At 74.3% G+C, this 21,436-nt stretch carries 24 protein-coding genes and 3 tRNA genes; 16 read left to right on the forward strand and 11 right to left on the reverse strand.

The genetic code is table 11. The features are described from left to right. Window positions 1-11 precede the first annotated feature (11 nt). The 3 genes from ASG41_RS03550 to ASG41_RS03560 all read right to left on the reverse strand — a co-directional run bounded on the left by ASG41_RS03550 (window position 12) and on the right by ASG41_RS03560 (window position 3,471). On the reverse strand, window positions 12-902 hold the full coding sequence (locus ASG41_RS03550; protein WP_056289662.1) for a Rieske (2Fe-2S) protein: 891 nt from the start codon (window positions 900-902) through the stop codon (window positions 12-14). 89 nt (window positions 903-991) lie between these two features. Further along, on the reverse strand, window positions 992-2,989 hold the full coding sequence (locus tag ASG41_RS03555) for a methyl-accepting chemotaxis protein (RefSeq protein ID WP_056289664.1): 1,998 nt from the start codon (window positions 2,987-2,989) through the stop codon (window positions 992-994). Window positions 2,990-3,165: 176 nt separating this feature from the next. Next, the gene (locus ASG41_RS03560) at window positions 3,166-3,471 is read right to left on the reverse strand and encodes a putative quinol monooxygenase (protein ID WP_056289667.1); all 306 of its coding nucleotides are present in this window, start codon (window positions 3,469-3,471) and stop codon (window positions 3,166-3,168) included. A 184-nt stretch (window positions 3,472-3,655) separates the two neighbouring features. Between ASG41_RS03560 and ASG41_RS03565 the strand changes: the two genes are divergently transcribed. The 4 genes from ASG41_RS03565 to ASG41_RS03580 all read left to right on the forward strand — a co-directional run bounded on the left by ASG41_RS03565 (window position 3,656) and on the right by ASG41_RS03580 (window position 7,045). Then, window positions 3,656-4,171, forward strand: a complete 516-nt coding sequence (locus ASG41_RS03565) for a GtrA family protein (RefSeq protein ID WP_235564428.1) — start codon at window positions 3,656-3,658, stop codon at window positions 4,169-4,171. 64 nt (window positions 4,172-4,235) lie between these two features. Then, window positions 4,236-4,835 carry an NAD(P)H:quinone oxidoreductase gene (gene wrbA / locus ASG41_RS03570; protein WP_056289670.1) on the forward strand — a complete coding sequence of 200 codons (600 nt, stop codon included), beginning with the start codon at window positions 4,236-4,238 and terminating at the stop codon, window positions 4,833-4,835. A gap of 264 nt (window positions 4,836-5,099) precedes the next feature. Continuing rightward, window positions 5,100-6,680: a metallophosphoesterase gene (locus tag ASG41_RS03575; protein ID WP_056289672.1), complete on the forward strand. Its 1,581-nt coding sequence runs from the start codon at window positions 5,100-5,102 to the stop codon at window positions 6,678-6,680. Between the two features lie 17 nt (window positions 6,681-6,697). Further along, on the forward strand, window positions 6,698-7,045 hold the full coding sequence (locus tag ASG41_RS03580; protein ID WP_056289675.1) for a hypothetical protein: 348 nt from the start codon (window positions 6,698-6,700) through the stop codon (window positions 7,043-7,045). Here the strand turns inward: ASG41_RS03580 and ASG41_RS03585 are convergent. Further along, the gene (locus tag ASG41_RS03585) at window positions 7,042-7,674 is read right to left on the reverse strand and encodes a hypothetical protein (protein ID WP_157518925.1); all 633 of its coding nucleotides are present in this window, start codon (window positions 7,672-7,674) and stop codon (window positions 7,042-7,044) included. The two genes, ASG41_RS03580 and ASG41_RS03585, sit on opposite strands and share 4 nt — an antisense overlap. Before the next feature lie 155 nt (window positions 7,675-7,829). Between ASG41_RS03585 and ASG41_RS03590 the strand changes: the two genes are divergently transcribed. From ASG41_RS03590 to ASG41_RS03620, 7 genes are all read left to right on the forward strand, one after another. After that, window positions 7,830-7,902, forward strand: a tRNA-Glu gene (locus tag ASG41_RS03590). 20 nt (window positions 7,903-7,922) lie between these two features. Further along, window positions 7,923-7,996 (forward strand) — tRNA-Asp (locus ASG41_RS03595). A gap of 43 nt (window positions 7,997-8,039) precedes the next feature. Beyond that, a tRNA-Phe gene (locus tag ASG41_RS03600) sits at window positions 8,040-8,113 on the forward strand. Window positions 8,114-8,279: 166 nt separating this feature from the next. Continuing rightward, window positions 8,280-9,023, forward strand: a complete 744-nt coding sequence (locus ASG41_RS03605) for a response regulator transcription factor (RefSeq protein WP_056290341.1) — start codon at window positions 8,280-8,282, stop codon at window positions 9,021-9,023. A gap of 8 nt (window positions 9,024-9,031) precedes the next feature. After that, window positions 9,032-10,597 (forward strand): cell wall metabolism sensor histidine kinase WalK, encoded by a 1,566-nt coding sequence (locus ASG41_RS03610; RefSeq protein WP_235564429.1) that lies wholly within the window; start codon window positions 9,032-9,034, stop codon window positions 10,595-10,597. Window positions 10,598-10,649: 52 nt separating this feature from the next. Further along, complete coding sequence (locus tag ASG41_RS03615; protein WP_157518927.1) at window positions 10,650-11,057, forward strand: STAS domain-containing protein; 408 nt, start codon at window positions 10,650-10,652, stop codon at window positions 11,055-11,057. Window positions 11,058-11,090: 33 nt separating this feature from the next. Next, window positions 11,091-11,333, forward strand: a complete 243-nt coding sequence (locus tag ASG41_RS03620) for a DUF1272 domain-containing protein (RefSeq protein WP_056289680.1) — start codon at window positions 11,091-11,093, stop codon at window positions 11,331-11,333. A gap of 6 nt (window positions 11,334-11,339) precedes the next feature. On the opposite strand, the gene ASG41_RS03625 is transcribed toward ASG41_RS03620, so the two are convergent. Beyond that, window positions 11,340-12,200, reverse strand: a complete 861-nt coding sequence (locus ASG41_RS03625; RefSeq protein ID WP_056289682.1) for an NAD(P)H-binding protein — start codon at window positions 12,198-12,200, stop codon at window positions 11,340-11,342. 84 nt (window positions 12,201-12,284) lie between these two features. Here ASG41_RS03625 and ASG41_RS03630 point away from each other — a divergent pair, with 84 nt between their 5' ends. Beyond that, a complete protein-coding gene (locus tag ASG41_RS03630) occupies window positions 12,285-12,995 on the forward strand; it encodes a TetR/AcrR family transcriptional regulator (RefSeq protein ID WP_056289687.1) in 711 nt (236 codons plus the stop codon). 3 nt (window positions 12,996-12,998) lie between these two features. Here the strand turns inward: ASG41_RS03630 and ASG41_RS03635 are convergent, their stop codons facing one another. The 4 genes from ASG41_RS03635 to ASG41_RS03650 form a co-directional block, all read right to left on the reverse strand. Continuing rightward, window positions 12,999-13,733, reverse strand: coding sequence for a GGDEF domain-containing protein (locus tag ASG41_RS03635; RefSeq protein WP_056289689.1), 735 nt, complete (start codon window positions 13,731-13,733; stop codon window positions 12,999-13,001). Beyond that, complete coding sequence (locus ASG41_RS03640) at window positions 13,723-14,868, reverse strand: FIST signal transduction protein (protein WP_056290347.1); 1,146 nt, start codon at window positions 14,866-14,868, stop codon at window positions 13,723-13,725. The genes ASG41_RS03635 and ASG41_RS03640 overlap by 11 nt, the downstream gene beginning before the upstream one ends. A gap of 103 nt (window positions 14,869-14,971) precedes the next feature. Then, a complete protein-coding gene (locus tag ASG41_RS03645; protein ID WP_157518929.1) occupies window positions 14,972-15,844 on the reverse strand; it encodes a hypothetical protein in 873 nt (290 codons plus the stop codon). Continuing rightward, window positions 15,841-16,572, reverse strand: coding sequence for a MerR family transcriptional regulator (locus ASG41_RS03650; RefSeq protein ID WP_235564467.1), 732 nt, complete (start codon window positions 16,570-16,572; stop codon window positions 15,841-15,843). The genes ASG41_RS03645 and ASG41_RS03650 overlap by 4 nt, the downstream gene beginning before the upstream one ends. 224 nt (window positions 16,573-16,796) lie before the next feature. On the opposite strand from ASG41_RS03650, the gene ASG41_RS03655 reads away from it, so the two are divergent. The 3 genes from ASG41_RS03655 (at window position 16,797) to ASG41_RS03665 (ending at window position 18,750) form a co-directional block, all read left to right on the forward strand. Further along, window positions 16,797-17,372: an RNA polymerase sigma factor gene (locus tag ASG41_RS03655; RefSeq protein ID WP_235564430.1), complete on the forward strand. Its 576-nt coding sequence runs from the start codon at window positions 16,797-16,799 to the stop codon at window positions 17,370-17,372. Further along, window positions 17,369-18,373 (forward strand): hypothetical protein, encoded by a 1,005-nt coding sequence (locus tag ASG41_RS03660; RefSeq protein WP_056289699.1) that lies wholly within the window; start codon window positions 17,369-17,371, stop codon window positions 18,371-18,373. Before ASG41_RS03655 ends, ASG41_RS03660 begins: the two co-directional genes overlap by 4 nt. 182 nt (window positions 18,374-18,555) lie before the next feature. Beyond that, window positions 18,556-18,750 (forward strand): GNAT family N-acetyltransferase, encoded by a 195-nt coding sequence (locus tag ASG41_RS03665; RefSeq protein WP_304438012.1) that lies wholly within the window; start codon window positions 18,556-18,558, stop codon window positions 18,748-18,750. Between the two features lie 7 nt (window positions 18,751-18,757). On the opposite strand, the gene ASG41_RS03670 is transcribed toward ASG41_RS03665, so the two are convergent. Together ASG41_RS03670 and ASG41_RS03675 are read right to left on the reverse strand one after the other, a co-directional pair. Beyond that, window positions 18,758-19,150, reverse strand: a complete 393-nt coding sequence (locus ASG41_RS03670) for a GntR family transcriptional regulator (RefSeq protein ID WP_056290353.1) — start codon at window positions 19,148-19,150, stop codon at window positions 18,758-18,760. Between the two features lie 5 nt (window positions 19,151-19,155). Next, window positions 19,156-20,091: a hypothetical protein gene (locus ASG41_RS03675; RefSeq protein WP_056289704.1), complete on the reverse strand. Its 936-nt coding sequence runs from the start codon at window positions 20,089-20,091 to the stop codon at window positions 19,156-19,158. A gap of 973 nt (window positions 20,092-21,064) precedes the next feature. Here ASG41_RS03675 and ASG41_RS03685 point away from each other — a divergent pair. Next, window positions 21,065-21,325, forward strand: coding sequence for a hypothetical protein (locus ASG41_RS03685; protein ID WP_056289709.1), 261 nt, complete (start codon window positions 21,065-21,067; stop codon window positions 21,323-21,325). Window positions 21,326-21,436: the final 111 nt, after the last annotated feature.

The raw sequence follows: 21,436 nt of genomic DNA on the forward strand, positions 1-21,436 counted from the left end.
GCGGCCCGCGGTCAGCCCTCCTCGGTGTGCCGCCCCGCCAGCTTCGCCAGCACCCGGCCACCCTCGTACCGGACGTCGAGCTTCTCCTGCGGCACGGCGGCCGGCCCGCGCCGCGGCTCCCCGGCGTCCAGGTCGAAGGCGGAGTCGTGCCACGGGCAGACCAGGCAGTCCCGGCCGGCCACCTGCTCGACCCGGCCCTCGGCCAGCGGCCCGCCCAGGTGCGCGCAGGCCCCGACGAAGACGTCGACCCGGGAGCCCCGGCGCACGACCGCCAGCGGCACGGGGGCGCCCTGCCCTTCACCGGTCCGCAGCGCCGGGCGCCCCTCGGGCAGGTCGTCCAGCGGCCCCAGGTCGATCCAGTCGTGGGTGAGCTGGCGGGCAGAGGTGACGGCGTGCGAGGCGCCGGAGGACTGCGCGTAGCTCATGTGCCCGCCCACCGCGGCCGAGCCCGAGGCCAGCGCGAGACCGGCGTAGGACAGCACCCGCCCCGCGGTGCCGGCACCGCGCCGGCGGGCGACCAGCGAGCCGACGTAGAGCCCGAGCGCCGCGGTGTTGAGGACGGCGTGCAGCGCACCGACCCGGCGGACGCCCACCTCCTGCTCGGACCAGTCGGCGGCCCCGGCCAGCGCGGTCGGCACGGCCGCCGCGACCCCGGTCCCGATGAGCACGGTCGCGGCCGGGCGCAACGGGGGCACCAGGTCCAGCAGACCCGCGGACACCCAGCTGCCGACCGGGACCTGGGCGAGGACGGGGTGCAGCGGGTGGCCGAGCCACGTGCCGTGCAGGGCGTCCTTCAGCCCCTGGGGGCGCAGCAACCGGTCGACGGCGGTCCGGGCGGGCTCCACCGCCTTGTCCAGCGAGGTGACGTCGGCGAGGCGGTCCAGGATCCCGAGCAGGCTCATGGCGGCGGACTACCCAGCGCCGCCGTCCCGGAACGCCTCGATCCGAGACCGATCACGACCCTCCGAGAGTGCCCGACCGGGATCCGCCCTCAGACAGCCGCGTCCGCGGCCCGCTGGGGCAGGTCGAAACGGGAGACCAGCCCGCGCAGCTCCTCGGTGATCGCGCTGAGCGCGGCGGCAGTCTCCCGGGTCTGGTCGGTCGAGGCTGCGGTCGACCGGGTCGCAACAGTCACCGTGCGGACGTCGCCGCTGACGCCCTCGGTGCCCACCGCGGCCTCGGTGACGTTGCGGCTCATCTCCGCCGTCGTCGCGCTCTGCTCCTCCACCGCAGAGGCGATGGTGTGCTGGTGGTCGTTGACCTGCTCGACGATCGAGGTGATCTCCGCGATCGAGGCCGCAGCTCCGGCGGTGTCGGCCTGGATGGCCTCGACCCGGCGGGTGATGTCCTCGGTGGCCCGCTGCGTCTCCTGGGCGAGCTCCTTGACCTCGTTCGCCACGACCGCGAAGCCCTTACCGGCCTCCCCGGCCCGCGCTGCCTCGATGGTCGCGTTCAACGCCAGCAGGTTGGTCTGCTCGGCGATCGAGGTGACGGCCCTGACCACGTCCCCGATCTGCCGGGAGGACTCGCCGAGCCGGGCGACCTGCGCGGTCGTCTCCCTCGCCACGCGGACTGCGGTGGCACCCACGCGGGCTGCCTCGGAGGTGGAGTGGGCGATCTCACGGATGGAGGCGCCCATCTGCTCGGCGCCTGCCGCGACGGTGCGCACGTTGTCGCTCACCAGCTCGGTGGCTGCCTGCGCGGCGCCCGCCACCTCGGTGCCGTGGGCGGCGTCCCGGGCGACGTCGTCGGCGAGGCCACGCAGTTGGTCCGAGGCGGTGGACAAGTCGGTGGTCCGGTCGCGCAGGCCGCCCAGCGCGCCCCCCACGTTCTCCAACGACCGGTTGAGGGAGACGGCCAGTGTCCGCAGCTCGTCGGTGCCGGTCTCAGGCAGCCGCGGGCGCAGGTCACCGTCGGCGACCTGTTCCAGGACAGCGACCGCGCGGTCCAGCGGACGGGTCAGAGCGCGGGCCACGAGCAGGGCCACCACGGCGACCCCGGCAGCGACCAGCACGGCCACGAGGAGCACCGCCCGCAGCAGGGCAGACGCCGGCGCCACCGCATCGGCGAGCTCCTGACTGAGCACCACGCCCCACCCGTAGCCGGCGAAGCCGAGGGCACCCTGTGAGGCCGACCAGCCGCGCACCTCCTCGGTGTCCCCGCCGGTGCCATCGGTGAGCTCGTCGGTACCGAACCCGGACCCGCCGCCGACCACCGAGGCGGCGGCTGGCGAACCGGCCGCGGCCAGGTCGAGGGCCTCGGCAGCACCAGGTCCGGCCAGCACGACGCCGTCCGAGCGCAGCAGCTGGGCGGTGACGTCCAGCCCGCGGGCGGCCAGCCCGGCGACCTGCTCGCCCATGATCTGGTCGATCACCCGGGGCACCGACGCCCAGTTGACCCACAACCGCTGCGGCTGGCCGTCGGGACCGTAGACGGGGGCGGCGAAGACCAGCGTCGGGTCGTCCCGGCCGGTCGCGCCGCTGACCAGCGGGTCGATCTCGGGGTCCTGGACGTGCGTCTGTCCCGCCGGCAGCGCCAGCGCCTGGGCGAACCACGGGCGCGTGGACAGGTCGACGGCGGCGTACGCCGCCGGATCGACGGGCGCCCCGTCACCCGTGACGCTGTTGCCGGCGACCACTCGGCCTCCCGGGTCGACGACCAGGAGCAGGTCGTAGATGATGTAGTTGCGGCTGTAGAAGTCGGCGGCCCGGGCGACAGTCGTGGGTCCGGCGGAGGCGTCGGGGTTGAAGGCGAAGGCCTGCACGTCCCCGTAGCGTTCGAAGAGGTTGCGGTCGATCTTGTCGATCGTGGAGCGGGCCTCGCTCTGCAGGAGTTCCCCGGAGTTGCGCACCCAGTCGCCCTCGCTGCGCTGCCAGGCGAAGACACCCAACCCGGCGAGGGGCACGGTGCTGCAGGCCAGGACGACGAGCACCAGCAGGGCCCGCAGCGACCGCAGCCGCAGGGCGGTGGCCAGGCGTGGAGCGGTCATGGTCTGGCCTCTTCCGGTACACCGCGCCCGACTGGTCGCCGACGCTGGGACGCAGCAGACATCGGCACGGCCGCAGCACCCTCCAGGCCAACTGGCCGCTGACCTGGCCAAACGGGGACCGAAGGTGTTCCAGAACAGCCAGAGCCGCGGGCGGTCTGACGCTGCGCGGCTGGGACTCAGACGCCGTCGACGGCGGCGTACCGGGTCAGCCGGGGTGCGGCGGCGAGGAGGGACCCGAGCTGCGAGGCACCGTCCGGGGTCTGGCGCCAGGCCCGGTAGGCGTCGTCGTGCTCGATGCTCTCCCAGCGCTCGAGCACCGTGACGTGGGCCGGGTCGTCGACGTCGACGAGCACGTCGACGCCCAGGCACCCGGTGAACGCCCGGGTCGCCTCCAGGGTCGCGGTGATCAGCCGGTTCGTACCGTCGACGTCGTCGACGGCGGCAGGGGTCAGGGACAGCTCCAGCAGCGAGGTGACGGTCATGGACCCATGGTGCCGCGCGACCACGAGCCCGCCCGGTGGCGAGCGACGCCGGTTCTGTTGCAGGTGACAACCGTCACGGTTGGTACGGGTCACACCGGGAATGCACATCCTCCGCAGGGGTTGGTCTCGTATACATGACCAGCACACCCGCGCCGACCGCACCACCCCGCACCTGGAGAACCCCGTGACCTGCCCGACCCTGCGCCGCCGCCACCCCGCGGTGGACGCCGTCTCCGATGTGGCCGACCAGTCGGCCCACCGGGTCCGGGCCCTCCTCACGGCCTTGCGCGATGGCGACGCCGGCAGCGCACAGTTCGCCCGCTTCGTCGTCGTCGGTGGTCTGTCCAGCGCGCTCTACGCGGTGCTCTTCATCGCCTTCGACTCGATGGGCGACCAGCCGGCCAACCTCGTCGGGGCGGTCGGCTCCACCCTGCTGGCCAACGAGCTGCACCGTCGGCTCACCTTCCACGCCGACGGCCGGGTCTCCTGGTTCACCGCGCAGTGGGAGGGCGGTGGTCTCGCCGTCGTCGGCCTGGTGGCCACCTCGCTGGCCCTCGCCGGTGCACACCAGCTGCTCGGCGACACCTCCTGGCAGGTCAACGTGCTGCTCATCGGTGGTGTCACCGGCCTGATCGGACTGGTCCGCTTCGTGGCCCTGCGGGCCTGGGTGTTCACCGGCCGTTCGCTCCAGCGCGGGTAGCCCGGCGGTCACCGGGGTAGGTGGTTGAGGACGCAATCGTCCCGAGACCGCGGAGGCACCACCGATGACCAAGATCGCCGTCGTCTACTACTCGTCCACCGGCAACACCCACCAGCTGGCCCAGGCCCTCGCGCAGGGTGCCGAGGAGGCCGGCGCCGAGGTGCGCCTGCGCCGCGTCGCCGAGACCGCCCCGGACGCCGCCATCGACAGCAACCCGGCCTGGCGTGCACACGCCGACGCCGTCGCCGACGTCCCGCTCGCGCAGCCCGAGGACCTCGAGTGGGCCGACGGGTACGCCCTGGGCACCCCCACCCGCTTCGGGACGCCGTCCGCGCAGCTCAAGCAGTTCATCGACACCCTGGGCGGCCTGTGGGCCACCGGGAAGCTCGCCAACCGTGGCGCGACGGCGTTCACCAGCGCGCAGAACACCCACGGTGGCAACGAGTCGACGATCCTGACGCTGTTCAACGTCTTCTCCCACTTCGGCGCCGTGATCGTGCCCCCGGGCTACACCGACCCGCTGCTGTTCGCTGCCGGCGGCAACCCCTACGGCACCTCGGCCCCCTCGGCCGGCAACGCCGACGCCGCCTCCGACGAGGCGCTGGCCGCGGCCCGCTACCAGGGCCGTCGCCTCGCCGAGATCAGCGCCAAGATCACCTCCTGAGCCACCGTCTGGGCGCGCACCCCTCACCGGGTGCGCGCCCAGACTGCTGTCGCGGCCCCGTGCCCGTCATGGGCGCGCACCGGCCGCGCGAGCGCGCGACCACTCGGGCGTCCTCCAGACCACCGCCGTCCCGGCGCGCACCCGGCGCCCGACCGCGCCCTGGCGCGCCCACCCCGGCGGGTGCCCCGGCGAGTGCCCCGGCGACGGCGTGAGCCTGGTCGCGTCCGGGCGCGGTCCCGGGCGGGCCTCGTTACCGTGGTCGCGGTGACGACACCGGGGCCGACCAGCGACGACGTCGACCCCGCCCCGGACCCGGCACCGGCCCCCGCCGCCCGCCGCAGCCGCCTGCGCACCCCGGTCCGCTGGCTGCAGCGCATCGTCGTCGCCCTCATCGGGGCCACCCTGGGCGTGCTCCTCTTCGCCCGCGTCGAGGCCCCCATCGGGCCCTTCGACGCCACCGTCGCCTTCACCCCCTCCACCGGTGGCGGGGCCGAGCTGGAGATCCCGCCGCTGGGCGCCCTCGCCGTCGACGCCTACGACGGCCCACTGCGCCTGGACGTCCAGCTCCGCCGGGTCGACCAGCTGCGCGCCCAGGCGCTGGCCACCGACCCCAGCCAGCTCGACGGCGTCGTCGACAGCGTCAGCGCGGACCTGCAGTCCGCCGTCGTCCAGCTGGTCTGGACCACCGCCGCCGCGGGCATCGGCGGGGCTGCGCTGTTCTCGCTGATCGCGCTGCGCCGCAAGCGCGAACCGCTGATCGCGGTCGGCATGTCCACCGTGCTGCTGGTGGGCACCGCCGGACTGGGCGCCGCGACCTGGCGCCCCGAGGCGCTGTCCCAGCCGACGTACACCGGACTGCTGGTCAACGCCAACAGCCTCATCGGCAGCGCGCAGGACATCGTCGCCCGCTACGACGCCTACCGGGCCTCCCTCGAGGACCTCGTGGCCAACGTCAGCACCCTCTACTCCGCCGTCTCCACGCTCCCCGACCCCTCCGGCACCGGGGACAGCGTCACCCTGCTGCACGTCGCCGACATCCACCTGGCCCCTTCCGGGGCGGACCTGGTCGAGCAGGTGGTGACCCAGTTCGGTGTGGACGGCGTGCTGGACACCGGTGACATCGTCGACTGGGGCAGCTCTGCGGAGAGCCAGACCTTCGGGTGGATCGGCGACCTCGGCGTCCCCTACGTGTTCATCCGCGGCAACCACGACTCAGCCGCCACCGCGCTGGCCGTGCAGGCCCAGCCCAACGCCGTGGTGCTCGACGACTCCTCGACCACGGTGGCCGGCATCGAGGTCGTCGGCGCCCCGGACCCCCGCTTCACCCCGGACAAGGACGCCGACGAGGGCACCCAGACGCTGGAGGAGTCCGGCGAGGAGCTGGTCGACTACATCGACACCCTGGACGACCGGCCGGCGGTCGCGATGGTGCACGACCCGAAGCAGGCCCCGCCGCTGGACGGCGTCGTCGACCTGGTGCTCGCCGGGCACACCCACCAGCGCGACGTCTCGGTGCTGGAGGACGGCACCCGGCTGATGGTCGAGGGCTCCACCGGCGGCGCGGGGCTGCGCGGGCTGCAGGGCGAGGAGCCCACCCCGCTGTCGTGCTCGGTGCTCTACCTGGACCCGGCCACCGGCGAGCTGACCGCCTGGGACGAGATCACCCTCGGCGGTCTGGGCCAGTCCGAGGTGACCATCGAGCGGTTCTACGTGGACCCGCTGCCGACCGGGGACGAGCCGTCGACGGACCCCGACGGGATCCCGACACAGGGCCCTGACCAGCAGCCCACCGACGGGACACCGACCGACGCACCCTCGGTGGCTCCCGCCGGCCCGACCGGCTGAGCCCTACGCTCCCGGCCATGACGACGGCCGCCACCACCACGACCGCCCGCGCCCGACGGGCCGCCGGACCGCTGCTGGCCGGGGCGCTGTCCTTGGCCGCGCTGGCCGGGTGCTCGTTCACCTCGAACAACGTGTCGTGCTCGGGGAGCCAGTGCACGGCCTCGCTCACCGGCGAGGGCTCCGAGGCCGAGATCCTGGGCACCTCGCTGGTGTTCGCCGGCACCCAGGACGACCGCGCCACCCTCTCGGTCGGCAGCGCGGAGGTCAGCTGCGCCGAGGGCGAGAGCGTCACCGCCGGCCCGCTGAGCCTGACCTGCACCGCGGTCACCGCCGACGGTGTCGAGCTGACCGCCTCGCTGGGTTAGTCGGCCACGTCGACGACGAGGCGGGACGGGTTCCCCAGGGCGTAGACCCGGAAGGGCTTCTCGGCGGTCAGCCCGAGGTAGGCCAGCGCCTGGCCCTCGTAGGTGGAGTCGTAGAAGACCCCGGCGACCGAGCCCGCGCCCGGGCCGGCGACGCCCCCGCGGGGCACCTCGGTGACCTCCGGCGCCTCGTAGGGGTTCGTGACGCCGGTCAGGAGCACCCGCAGGTACGCAGTGCCCGGGACGTCGAGGGGCTCGCCGCTGCCCTCGGCGGTGGGCGCGTCCACGTAGGCGACGTCCCAGCCGGGCGCCGCGGTGCCCGACAGCTCGAACACGACCCGGTCGAAGCCGTCCTGGTCGCCCACCCGCAGCGCGGTGACGACGGTGGGGCCCTGGCCGGCGACGCCGTCCCCGGTGTCGGGTGCGGTGTCCGCGGGGAAGGCCGGCGCGTCCGTGACCCCCTCGGGGTCGCTGGTCGCGGGCGCCCCGGTGCTCGGCGCGGGGGCGGAGGTGCCGGTCGCAGCGGCCGACGTCGTGCTGGCGCTGCCGGACTCCTGGGTCGCGGGGTCGCCGCACCCGGAGAGCAGCACGAGCACGGACACGGGGACGACGGCGAGCAGGCGGCGGCGCATGCGCCCACCCTGACAGCCCGGGACCACCGGCCCGGTGCACCACACGCCGACCACTGCGAGACCAGCCCGGACGCTTCCGGCGACGCGCCCACGGACCCCCGTCCGGAGACCCCCTCGGCGTTGTGTATTGTTCTCCCTGCCTCCAGCGAGCACGAGCCCTCATCGTCTAGTGGTCCAGGACGCCGCCCTTTCAAGGCGGTAGCACGGGTTCGAACCCCGTTGGGGGCACGCACCAAGAAGTACAGCAAGGCCCTGTAGCGCAGTTGGTTAGCGCGCCGCCCTGTCACGGCGGAGGTCGCGGGTTCGAGTCCCGTCAGGGTCGCCGACCGATGTCCACGGAGCACCACCCGTGGGTACCGGCATCGGGCCAGGTAGCTCAGTCGGTACGAGCGCTCGCCTGAAAAGCGAGAGGTCGGCGGTTCGACCCCGCCCCTGGCCACCTCACTCCCCTGCCGCTCTCCCTCTCCACAGGGTCGGCACACCCCACGCCCGGTCCCGCCCGGGGCCGGCTGCGGCGCACCGTCACCTCGGTACTGGGCGGGTCGACAGACACTTCCTGGACTGCTCACAGGGAACGCGCAGGGAGGGGACCCAGGGTGGACGTCATGACGGCGACGATCCCCTCCTCGACCAGCTCCCGTGCCCAGCTGACCCGGCCGGACGGCAGCGCCCTGCGGGTGCTCGTCGTCGACGACGAGCGCTCCATCTGCGAGCTGCTGTCCATGGCCCTGCGCTACGAGGGCTGGGACGTCAAGACCGCCGCCGACGGCGCCGAGGCGGTCAAGGCCGCCCGCGAGTTCCGGCCCGACGCCGTCGTGCTCGACGTCATGCTCCCCGACATGGACGGCCTCGAGGTGCTCCGCCGGCTCCGCGCCGAGTCCCCCCTGGTGCCGGTGGTCTTCCTGACCGCCAAGGACGCCGTCGAGGACCGGATCGCCGGCCTCACCGCCGGGGGCGACGACTACGTCACCAAGCCCTTCAGCCTGGAGGAGGTCGCGGCCCGCCTGCGCGGCCTGCTGCGCCGCACCTCCCGCGTGGTGGCCGACGACGGCCTGCTCGTCGTCGGTGACCTGACCCTGGACGAGGAGTCCCACGAGGTCACCCGCAGCGGGGACGACGTCCGCCTGACCGCGACCGAGTTCGAGCTGCTGCGCTACCTGATGCGCAACCCCAAGCGCGTGCTGTCCAAGGCCCAGATACTGGACCGGGTGTGGCAGTACGACTTCGGCGGCCAGGGCAACATCGTCGAGCTCTACATCTCCTACCTGCGCCGCAAGATCGACGCCGGCCGGGCCCCGATGATCCACACGCTGCGGGGCGCCGGCTACGTCATCAAGCCCGCCGTCTGACAGGACACGTGACCAGCCAGCCACTGCCCGCAGCGCGGTCCGCCTCCCGTCGGCGGTACTCCCTGCGGGCACGGCTGCTGGTCGCGTTCCTGGTGCCCACCCTGCTGGTCCTGGCGGTGGTGGCCTTCGCCTCGACCGCCGTGCTGCGGCACGAGCTGATGCGGCAGGTCGACGACCGGCTGGCCGGCGCCGGGTCCCGCACCGAGCAGGCCGCCGGCTACTACGACGCCGAGCCACCCGAGCCACCCGCGGACGGCGCGGGGGACGACATCTTCGGGCCGGGACAGGGCGAGGGCACGCTGATCGCCCGGTTCAGCGACGGGATCTGCACGTACTCCGGGGTCATCGAGCGGTCCGGGGAGAAGAAGGGCCTGACCGCCTCGCAGGTCGGCTCGCTCGGGAACGTCAGCGGGGACTGGACGCCCACGACCGTGGACCTCGGGGACGGACTCGGGGACTACCGGGTGGTGGGTGCGACCACCCCGGACGGTGACCTCGTCGTCACCGGGCTCCCGCTGGGCTCGGTCGACGACGCCGTCGGCTCGCTGGTCCTCGTCGAGGTCCTCGCCGGGCTGGTCGCCCTGCTGGCCGCCGTCGCCGCCGCCGCCGTCGTCATCCGGCGGACCCTGCAGCCCCTGGACCGGGTCGCGGCGACCGCGACCCGGGTGTCGGAGCTGGAGCTGTCGACCGGTGAGGTGCAGCTGGCCGAGCGGGTGCCCCCGGAGGACACCGACACCCGCACCGAGGTCGGCCAGGTCGGGACGGCGCTGAACCGGCTGCTGGACCACGTCGAGGGCTCGCTGACCGCCCGCCAGGCCTCGGAGACCCAGGTCCGCCAGTTCGTCGCCGACGCCAGCCACGAGCTGCGCACGCCGCTGGCCTCCATCCGCGGGTACGCCGAGCTGGTCCGCCGCCAGCACGCCGACGTCGAGCCCGAGGTCGGGCACGCCCTGCGCCGGGTGGAGTCCGAGGCGGTGCGGATGTCGGTGCTGGTCGAGGACCTGCTGCTGCTGGCCCGCCTGGACGCCGGCCGCGACCTCGCCCACGAGGAGGTGGACCTGGCCGCCCTGGTGGTGGACACCGTCTCCGACGCCCACGTCGCCGGGCCGGGGCACCGCTGGCGTGTGGACCTGCCCGACGTCGCGGTGCTGGTGCCCGGGGACGGCGCGCGGCTGCACCAGGTGCTGGCCAACCTGCTGGCCAACGCCCGCACCCACACCCCCGAGGGCACCACGGCGACCGTCCGGCTGCGGGCCGAGGGGGACGTCGCCGTGCTGCAGGTCGCCGACGACGGCCCCGGCATCCCGCCGGCGCTGCGGGCGCACGTCTTCGAGCGGTTCGCCCGCGGCGACTCCTCCCGCTCCCGACAGGCCGGGTCCACCGGCCTGGGGCTGGCGATCGTGGACGCCGTCGTCACCGCGCACGGCGGCACCGTGGCGGTGGCCAGCGAGCCCGGCCGGACCGAGTTCACGGTGCGGCTGCCGCACGCCAGGACCGTCGAGGGCGACCCCGACACCGAGCTGGACGACGGGGGTCCGGACCCGGACCTGTTGGTCGGGGGCCAGCCACGCTGACGAGGACGTCGCCGGGAGCGTGATCGTCGCGGACCCGGGGTATGGACGTCCCATGACGCAGCCCAGCGCCCCGCAGCCCACCGAGGGCCTCCCCGAGGGCACCGAGACCGCGGCCGCCCCGGTGGACCCGCCCACCGTCACCGTCGAGCACCCCACGCCGGACACCGCCCGGGTCGTGGTGGTCGGCGAGCTCACCGCCGAGGCCCGCCGCCCGCTGATCCGGGTCGTCACCGACCTGCTGCTCGGCCAGGACCCCCCGCAGCGGCTCCAGCTGGACCTGCACGGGGTGGACTTCCTCAACTCCGCCGGGCTGTCCACGGTGGTCCAGGTGCACCGGATGCTCGAGGGGCGCGGGTCCGAGCTGACCCTCGTCGTCGGCACCACCGCGGTGGCCCGCCCGCTGCAGCTGTCCGGGCTGTGGCACCGGTTCCACGTGCTGGACGAGCGCCGCGGCAACTGACCTCCCGGGGCGGACGGCGCTACGGTCTCCGGCGTGCTCGAGCTGCGTCCCTCCTGTGAGTGCTGCGACCGCGACCTGGCGCCGGACAGCCCGGACGCGCTGATCTGCAGCTTCGAGTGCACCTGGTGCACCGCCTGCGCCGCGGGCTTCCCGGACCGGGCCTGCCCCAACTGCGGCGGCGAGCTGGTCCGCCGCCCGGTGCGCCCGGCCCGGTCGCTGGTCGGCAGCCCGGCCTCGACCACCCGGGTGCTGGCCGACGGGCCACCCTGCCGCTGACGGGGCCTAGCGCGCCACCGCTGCGGCCAGGACGGTGCGCACCGGCGTGGCCGGACGGCCCAGCAGCTCCTCCAGGGTCGGGTCGGTGACGTCGAACTCACCGCGCCGGGCGGCCACGAAGAGCCCGAGCAGCATCTGCGCCTGCGCGGCGGGGACCCCTCGGCCGACCATCCCGGCCAGCCACTCGTCGTCCGACTGCACCACGCGGCGGACGGGTGAGCCGGTCAGCTCGGTGAGCAGGGCGGCGACGTCGGCCAGGTCCAGGGTGACGGGGGCGGTCAGCGGCGGGGAGACGCCGTCGAGCCGACCCTCGTCGGCGAGCACGACCGCGGTGGCCTCGGCCAGGTCGACGTGGGCGGTCCAGGAGACCGGGCCGTCGGCCGGGGCGGCGAGCTCGCCGGTCTGCAGCGCGGCACCCAGCAGGACGGGCACGGTGGCGGCGTAGAAGCCGTTGCGCAGCGCGGTGGCGGGCACCCCGAGGTCGGCCAGCAGGGCGTGCGTGGCGGCGTGGTCGCGCATCGGGTCGAACGCCGACGCCGGCCCCGCGGCCTGGTGGCTGGTGTACAGCACCCGGCGGGCACCGGCGTCCCGGGCCGCCTGCAGGGCGGCGGCGTGCTGGGCTACGGCGCCGTCCCCGGCGCTGTTCGAGGAGACGACGAGGACCTGCTCGGCGCCCTCGAAGGCCGCGGTGAGCGTCTCGGGCTCCGCGTAGTCCCCGCGGCGGACCCGGACGCCCAGCGCGGCCGGGCCGGCGGCCTTCTCGGGGTCCCGCACGCTGAGCGCGACGCGCTCGGCGGGCACCCGCTGGAGCAGCTGTCCGACGACGAGGGAGCCGAGCTGTCCGGTGGCTCCGGTGACGACGATCATGGTGGACCTCCTGGTATCGGCGGAACGGATGTTCCGACATCGACGCTAACACCATCGATAACGCTGGTGCGTTATCGTCGATCCGTGACCGCGACGGAGCAGGACCCCGACACCCGGCGGACCCGGACCCGGGGCGAGGTCGTGGAGGTCGCTGCCCGACTGCTCGCCGCCGGCGGTGCGGACGCCGTCACCACCCGGGCCGTGGCGGCCGAGGCGGGCGTGCAGGCGCCCACGATCTACCGGCTGTTCGGGGACAAGGACGGCCTGCTCGACGCCGTCGCCGAGCACGTGTTCACCACCTACGTCGCCGGCAAGCAGCTGGCCCCGCAGACCGACGACCCGGTCGCGGACCTGCGCGCCGGGTGGGACGTGCACGTCGGCTTCGGGCTGGCCAACCCGGCCCTGTCCGCGCTGCTGGCCGACCCGCGCCGGGGCGCCCGGTCCCCGGCGGTCCGGGCCGGTGCCGACGTGCTGCGGGCCCGGGTGCGCCGGGTGGCCGCGGCCGGCCGGCTGCGGGTCAGCGAGGAGCGGGCCGTGGACCTGGTGCACTCGATCGGCACCGGCTGCGTGCTGACCCTGGTCCGCACGCCCCCGGAGGAGCGCGACCTGGGCCTGGTCGACGCCGCGTGGGACGCGGTCCTCGCCGCCGTCACCACCGACGCCGCCGGCACCGCACCCGAGGGCACGACGGTGGCCGCGGTCGCCCTGCGGGCCGGGCTGGACGACGTCGCCGTGCTCTCGGCGTCCGAGCGGGCGCTGCTGGCCGAGTGGCTGGACCGGATCACCGCCGGCTGAGCCTCAGGCCGGGGCGTGGACCGCGTCGGCCAGGGTGACCCGGCCCTTGCCGTGCTGCTTGGAGCTGTACATGGCCGCGTCGGCGCGCTGCAGCAGCTCCTCCGCGGACTCCCGGCCGCTGCGGGTCAGCGCCACACCGAGGCTGGCCCCGACCTGGGCCGGTCCGCAGGCCAGCTGCACCGGACGGCTGACCGAGTCCCGGAGCCGGTGGGCCAGGGCGAGGGCCGGGTCCCGGTCCGCGCCGTCCGCGCAGACCACGACGAACTCGTCCCCACCCAGGCGGGCGAGGACGTCGTCGGGGCGCAGGCAGTGCGCCAGCCGCGCCGCGACGACGATCAGCAGGTCGTCCCCGGCCGCGTGCCCGAGCCGGTCGTTGACGGCCTTGAAGCCGTCCAGGTCGATGAACAGCGCCGCGACGCCCGGCCCGCCGGTCCGGGCGCGGGCCAGCGCCTGCCCGAGGTGGTGCACCAGCGCCACCCGGTTGGGCAGCCCGGTGAGCGGGTCCTCCTCGGCCCGCCGGCGCAGCTGCTCGTGCAGGTCGCGCATCTCGGTGGAGGACACCTCGATGGAGCGCTCGAGGGTGTAGCGGTCCTCGTCGGCCTCGGCGTACGCCCGGGAGACGACGGCGAGCAGAGCGGCCCACTGGGCCTCGTCGGGTGCGCCGCTGATGCCCAGCCGGCGCAACTGGCGGGCCAGCAGCCGGTGCAGCTCGGGGACGGGGGGCGCCTCAACGCTCACGGATCACCGAGACGGTCATCGTCTGGTTCTGCATGGTGGCGCCCGCATCGCCGGAGGTCAGCTCTCCGTAGGAGTAGAAGCCGACCGTGGCCGGGGCGGGCCCGCCGTCCCCGAGGGCCTCGGCGACGGCCTCCAGCTCCTCCTCACAGCGCTGGCCCAGCACCAGCCGGCGGCCCACGCAGCTGACGACCAGCGCGAGCGAGTCACCCGGGGCGACGGCGAGGCGGGCGGCCTCGGCGGCCTCCTCGGCGGCGCCGACCAGCCGGTCGGTGGAGCTGCGCATCAGCTGGGCGCGGGAGCCCACGGGCACCTCGCCGGCGAACGTCAGCGACTGCTCGGCCGGGTCCACGCCCAGCACGGTGCGGACGGACTCGCGGTCCCCGCCGGGTGCGCGCACGCCGAGCGGGAAGAGCAGGGCGGTGGCCGGCAGTCCGCTGGCCCGGTCGCCGAGGTAGGTGCGGTAGAGCTCGAGGGCGGGCCGGTCGTCCAGCTCGTGGACGACGGTGCCGCGGGAGCGGGTGACGATGCGCTCGGGGCCCAGCACGGACCAGCCGCCGCGGGCGCCGTGGCCCACCTCGACGGCGTCCCCGGCCAGCCCGACGGCGATCACGTGGCCGCCGACCGGGACGCCGTCGACGAGCACCCAGGTCGCGGCGAACCGGTCGCCGTCGCCGGCGAGGCCGCCGACCACGGTGGTGCCCAGGGGCACGCCGGCGGAGAGCCCGTCGGCCAGGGCGGAGCCGTTGACCCGCAGGCCCTCGCTGAACACCAGCACGGCGGCCAGGTCGGGGGCGCGGTCGGTCAGGTGCTTGCCCAGCAGCAGGCCGACGTCGCGCGAGTCGTCGGCGGAGACCGGGGAGGTCTCCACCAGCACCCGGGTGGCGGCGAAGCGGAGGACGGCAACGGTGAGGGTGTCGTCGTGCAGCTCGCTGCCCGACACCTCACCGGAGGTCGAGCAGCCGGCGATCGAGGCGGTGGGGTACGCCGCCCGGAGGTCGGCCAGGCCCGGGTGCCCCGGCTCGTCGCGCAGACCGCTGGGGCCGAAGACGAGCACCAGGGTGGCGGGTCCGTCCCACGCGGGGAGGGCGTCCGACCAACCGGTCGGGTAGGCCCATCGGCCCGAGAACACGTCCATCGTCACCCTCCGCGGGACGCGGTGCCCCTGCCTCCTCCATCGGCTCCGACGGGCCCGGATACACCGTGCGGGCGGCGTCCTCACCCCAACAGAGGACGGGTCCTCACCGCCCGGAAGCGTCGTCGTCGGGGCTCCCGGATGGCACCGGTCGCTCCCTGACCGCTGCGGCGACGGACTGCACCTGCGCGAGCGCAGAGCGGGGATCGTCGACGGACAGCTCGATCCGCGTGACGGGAACCGGAGGGCGTCGGCGCGTCACCCGCGTCGCGACCGGGGTGGTCAGCTCGATGGTCAGCGACGTGCCGTCCAGGGAGGGCAGGTACAGCGTGCCGTCCTCGACCGCAGGCAGCAGCCCCACCCGTCGGATGTCCCTCCGGGGGCGCACGGCAGCGAGGTGGCGCAAGGGGACGTCGAGGACGTCCTGGACGCCGTTGCGCAGGCGCAGGACGCCGTCGGTGACATGGTGCGGGTAGGCCACCCGGGCGGCGACCAGACCCACGACGGCCACGCAGGCATACACCGTGACGGCGGTCAGGACGACGCGCACCCAGCCGGCCGGCAGCAGCACGTGCACCACGGCCGTCTCCACGACGGTGACGCCGAGGAACGCCAGGGCGGGTACGGTCACACCCCGGCCGTAGGGCAGCGCCGTCGCACCGGCCGGCAGGTCCGTCCGGCGTCGGGCCACCAGCCATAAGGCGCGTAGTGCCCGCCACTCGGCGGTCGCCACCCGTACCGCCGTCTGCCCGAGGACGGCCTCGACGGCCTCCCGGGCGCTCGACCCACCCCGTCGGAGGGCGCGGTACGCCCGCGTGCCCGCCCAGCCGCCGACTGCGGCGAGCGGGAACTCGACGGCCAACGCCAGCTGCCCCGCCGTCCGGATCGACAGCACCCCGGCGCCCAGCAGGGCGGCGTCGACGAGCAGCACCGCGACAGAGGCGGCCACGGCGGCCCGGTGCCAGGGCCACGTCCTCACGAGGTCGACTCCCGGACCAGGTCCATGCAGCGTCGTTGACCCGGGGTCAACGACGCCAGGAACTCCGCCATGAGCGGGGCGCCGGGCGACGGCACGAGCCCGCCGCCGCCGTCCACCGCCTCGAACATCGCGACCATGCGCTGGGCGACCGCGCGGACGGCGGGGTCGTCCGCCGTCGTCAGTGCCTCGAACTGCTCTGCGATCTCAGCGAGCTCACCGGCTCGTCCCGGGTCGGCGAGCACGTCCTCGACGGCCACGGTGATCGCGGCCGCCTGGTCGTGCGGCACGGACGCCGCGATCGACTCCCAGGCGTCCCGCTCGCGCTCCAGCCGCCCGGGATCGGCGACGCCGACCAGGCCCGCCACGAGCGCCGGGGGCATGGCCGGGAGGTGGGCCAGCCGCAGGTCGTCGTGGTCGAGCATCTCGAGCAGGACCCGTCGCTGGCCGGTCAGCTGGTCGATCTGGCCCTCGATGTCCTGCACGACGTGTTGGAGAACCGCGCGGAGCTCCGTCCCCGTGTCGTCGTGGAGCACGTCCCGGACCTCGGGGAGCGACAGTCCGCGCTCGGCCAACCGCACGGCCCTGACCACTGCGAGGACGTCGGCCAGGTCGTACTCGCGGTACCCGCTGGCCCGACGGGCGGGTTCGGGCACCACCCCCAGCTGGTGGTAGTGCCGGATGGTGCGCGTGGACACCCCGGCCGTGCGGGCGACCTCCCCGATCAGCATCACGGGGGGATCTTCGACCTCGACGCTACGTCAAGGTCAAGCCGCGCGACCTGACGTCCCCATCATGGGCGCGTGAACCCGTTCCCCCGCTCCGGACATGAAGGGGTGTGACCACGACACCACCGCGAGCGCGGGGCGCGTCCCCGGTGCAGGTGCTGATGAGCGACGCCTCGCCCCCCGACCTCCCCGTACGCCCACCGCCGTCCGGACCGACGGACGGCGAGGTGCTCCGCGCGTCGCTCACCGACCCCGGCCGGTTCGCCGTGCTGTTCGACCGGCACGCGGCCACGGTGCACCGCTACCTCGCCCGCCGGGTCGGGGACCTGGCCGACGACCTGCTGAGCGAGACGTTCCTGGTGGCCTTCCGCCGCCGGGCGGACTACCAGCAGGTGCACGCCGAGGTGCGGCCCTGGCTGCTGGGCATCGCCACCCACCTGCTCCGGAGTCACCGTCGCAGCGAGGAACGCCGGCTGCGAGCGCTGGCCCGCATCCGGCCCGACGACGACGCCACGCCTGCCGTCGACCTCGATGCGCTGTCCGACCGGATCGCCGCGGCCGCCCTGCGCGGGCCGATCGCCGCTGCGCTGGCCGCCCTGAAGCCCGCCGACCGCGACGCGCTGGTCCTGCTGGCCTGGGAGCAGCTGACCTACGAGGAGATCGCCGCGGTCCTGGACGTGCCGATCGGCACGGTCCGCTCCCGCCTGCACCGGGCCCGACGCCAGACCCGCAGCGCGCTGTCTCCCCTCCTGCACCAGTCCCTCGCCACCGGCGACCCCACGAGCACCGAGGACCCGTCGTGAACGAACTCACCGCCCTGCGCGTCGCCGCCCCGGAGGCCACGCCGCTCAGCCCGGCCGTGCGCCTGGCCGCACGGGCCGCCCTCCTCGAGGAGATCGGTGACCCGCGCGCCCGGTCGCGCCGGAGCCCGGTGCGCCGCCGGACGTGGATCCGCGCCGGGGTCGGGGTGGTCGCCGTGGTGGCCGCGTGGACCACGGCCGTGGTGGTGGCCGCCCCCGGCCCGGCCGGCACGCCCCCCGGCGGCATCGAACTGGTCGCCTTCGCCCCGCCGGCGTTCCCGTTCACCCTGGACCCGACACCGGCCGATCTGCAGGTCACCTACAGCGCCGATCCCGGCGGGCTGCTGCACGCCGTCTGGGCCGGCGACACCGACGACCGCCTGGTGGTGGACATCTCGCCCGACGAGCCCGACCTGGCCGATCCCGCCGACGAGCAGGACGTCTCCGTGCAGGGCCGCGACGGATACCTCGCCACGGAGACGCAGCAGTCCCCCACCGGGGACCGCCTCCAGGAGGTGCTGGTGCTCGAGTGGGCCGACGACCTGTGGGTCACGCTTCGCGGCGAGGGCCGGTTCAGCGACCGCGACGATCTCCGTGACGCCGCGCGGACCCTGACCGCGCAGCCGGTGGACGTCGGCCTGTCCGTGCGGCTGGCTCCTGCCGGGTGGTCGGTCTACGCATACAAGGACGACACGACCCTCACCCTGACCGACGACGCGCAGGCGCAGACCCTGACTGTGTCGCTGCCTCCCGGGCCGGTTCCGGCCGACGAGCTGCTCGCCCAGCTCGAGGGTCCGGTGGGGCCGGTCATCGACGGGTCGGTGAACGGCCTGCCCGCACAGCTGGTGGCCGTCGACACCGGGTACACCGGCCCCGGCGGGTCGGCCGGGTGGTACTTGCAGGCCCAGTTCCCCGACGGCCGGACCTTCGTCGTCCAGACGCCCGGGGCCCTCACCCGGCAGCAGGTGCTCGAGCTGGCCGGCCAGGTGACCTACACCCCGTGACGCGGGAGACCTCGGAGCAGGCCATCCCGACGAGCCGCCCGACTCCCAGACCGATGGATGCGTTCTCGGTATGGACACGAGCTCTGCGGACCATGTCGCCCGTGAGCTCCTCGTCGTTGAAGGAGACGATGAGCTGGACGAGCAGCTGAGTGCGCGGGTAGACGTGGGGCACCTGTGCCGGGATCGGGATGCTCTGGTTGCGCGAGGACGCCGGGCAGGACGGATGGGGTCGGCACCTCCTGGCTGCCGCGGAGGCCGTGGCGGTGGATCGCGGTTGCGAGCAGATCATCGTCAGCTCGTTCACCTCCCAGGCCCCGGGCTTCCACCAGCGCTGTGGCTACGTCGAGACCGGGCGGATCGAGGGCCCTTCCAGCTGACCACCGCCTATCGAGACGCAGGCGCGCCCTGGGCTCGTGTCGCGACAAGAGCTGCGCGCAGGAACGACAGGACGGTCTCGTCGTCCAACCCGGCCCTCCGGGCTCTGCTCGCGAGTTCGTTGGCTGCCTGGCGGACGTCCTGAACCACCTCGGGCGGTGTCGGTGAGAGTGCCACCACCGTGCCGAGTCGGCGCCGACTCACGACCAGGCCCGATCCTTCGAGTTCTCGGTAGGCCCGCGCCACGGTGCCGACAGCGACGCCGAGGTCACCGGCAAGAGCTCTCATGCTGGGAAGGCGGGCACCCTCCTCGAGCTGCCCGCCGGTGATGGCCGCGGTGACCTGAACGCGGATCTGCTCGTAGGGCGGTACGGGGCTGGCGAGGTCGACCACGACGTCCATGACCCTCACCGATCCGCGCGGACGGGTTCGACCATGCGGCCCGTGGTGCGGACGACGACGATTCCCACGCCCGCCGCGCCACCGAGCAGTCCCAGGAAGGCCAGTGCACCACCCACCCACGGCAAAAGTGTGGCAGCCGTCCCGACCGGCAGGTCTGCGAGACGGGCGTTCTCGGCCGCCGCCAGCGCCGCGTTGCGGACCGCCAGCCCGCTGACGGCAACGAGACCGGCCACCAGGACCAGTCCGGCAGAGGTCGCGCCTCGCAGCACGCGGTGCGCCGACGCGCGCCGGAAAGCGTCGTCCTGTTCGGCATCGTCGGTGACAACCGCGGGGCGGTTGGCGACGACCCACAGGGCGGCCGCCGTCACCGCGAGCAGGCAACCCAGACCCACCAGGGCAGGCAGCCCGTATCCCGGGCCCACGTAGGGAGAGGCCGAGCCCTGGACCGATCCGGCTCCGGCGTAGACGGTGATGCTGCGGGAGTAGCGATCGCCGGTCACCGCACCCACCGCGATCACCACGATGCCGGTCACGGCCGTGCCTGCTCCCGTCCGCAGCAGCCAGACCGGGGCGGTCTGCAGCACGCCTCGGTGCCTGAGCTGCGCGCGCCGAACCAGGCCGGCGGGCCGAGGCCAGGTCAGCTCCCCGACCAGGAGGACGCCGGTGTGCGCAACACCGAACGCCAACGGCAGCATCATCGCCGCCACTCCGGGTCGCCCGACCGCAGAGTCCATCGGCGCGGGCAGCAGCACCGCTACGGCTGCGGCCAAGGCGGCGAGTAGACCGATCACTACCGCCGCGCCCGAGATCAGGTGCGCATGCCGCCGTGCGCGCTGCTCAGCACTTGCCTCGGCGTGGACGAACTGGCGCATGAGCAGCGCTGCGCCGCCGGCGGCCACACCGACCACGAGCAGGAGAACGAACAGTGGAGAGACGTCCACGAGAGGCCTCCAGGCGGTCTGTATCAAGTAGGCAATACATTGACACAGGAGTCGTTGGCGGGGCCGACACCCGAGCCGCGCGTGTCGGGGACTGCGACTGGCCCGACGTCCGTCTCACCCGACGACCGTTCACCCCCCACGGTCGAGCTTCCACGATCCCGGTGGGGCGAGGAACGGCAACCAGTGCCCTCTCGGTGTTGATGGTCGGGTTCGTGGTCTCGAACCCGGTATGCCGGGCGTGCGAGAACGCTGCGACAGCACCGACGACGGCGCTCACCGGGATGGTGACCCAGCTCTTCCGGACGCTCTCGCGGGCGGCCGCGCGCCGCGGACGGCCAGAGCGAGTGCTCCGATTCGGCACCATGGCGAAGACCGCGGGCACGGCAGCAGCCCAGCTCGCGGCGGCTGTGACGACTTCACCGGCGCAGACGTGTACGGCGTCGATGCCCAGGACGCCGAAGCCGACTCGTGGATCGGACGCAATCTCTGCTTCGCCCTGTCCCCGGCGGAAGCCAGGGCGCACATGAGGGGTGCTGGGTTCCACGAGCAGCGGACCCGGGCCACCTGGACCCCGAGGCAAGCGCCTCCCGAGGGGGTCCCCGCGCACCTCGCTGCCGAAGACACCCGTTGATATCGGTCACGGCTGAACGATTCAGGTTAGCCCGAACACGAGGCCCTGCCTGCCGAGTACGACCACTCGACGTCCGGATCGAACCAGGGCTGAGGGCCTTGTCGGCACCGTCACGAACACGACGGTGACGGGGACTGAGCGCAAAGGCCTCGCCCGCGGCGGGCGGGCATCCCACCGGCACCGGCTACCGCACCGGATCCCGGTCCACTCGGCGGTCATGCCTCGCACCGGTCTTCGGTGGATCAGCCGGACCGAAGCGTGCGAGAACCAGGCGACCAGACCGGCCGACAGCGCCGGTGAGAGGTCATACTTCCCGCCCCCGACTGTGGATGGAGCCGTTCCGTGGCCAGTGGTGAAGAGTCCGAGTTCGAACGGAGAGCCAAGGCGTCGATGCGTCGCGAAGAGGACCGAGCGCTGTCCAGGACGGCCTCCTCGAGTACCGCCAGCTGGCTGTCGAAGCTCCTCTTGTCGTCATCGGCCGCAGGCGTCCTGGGCTACTTCCTCGACGGGTTCGCCACCGCAGCACTGCTCTTCGTGGTCTGGCTGGTCAGCGGGATGGCCATGAGGGTCGTCGCACGCCGGCGACTCGCGGCAGGTTCCTGACGGAGTGCGACCTCCCACGATGCCCCCGCGCTCGGGGTGGTGAGGTCGCCCGAGCAGTCCGCCGACGGTTGTCCACCGGGCGGCGGCGAGCGGTGCGATCCGCTGACCAGC

It is taken from the genome of Modestobacter sp. Leaf380 (assembly GCF_001424485.1).
Classification (GTDB): Bacteria; Actinomycetota; Actinomycetes; order Mycobacteriales; family Geodermatophilaceae; genus Klenkia.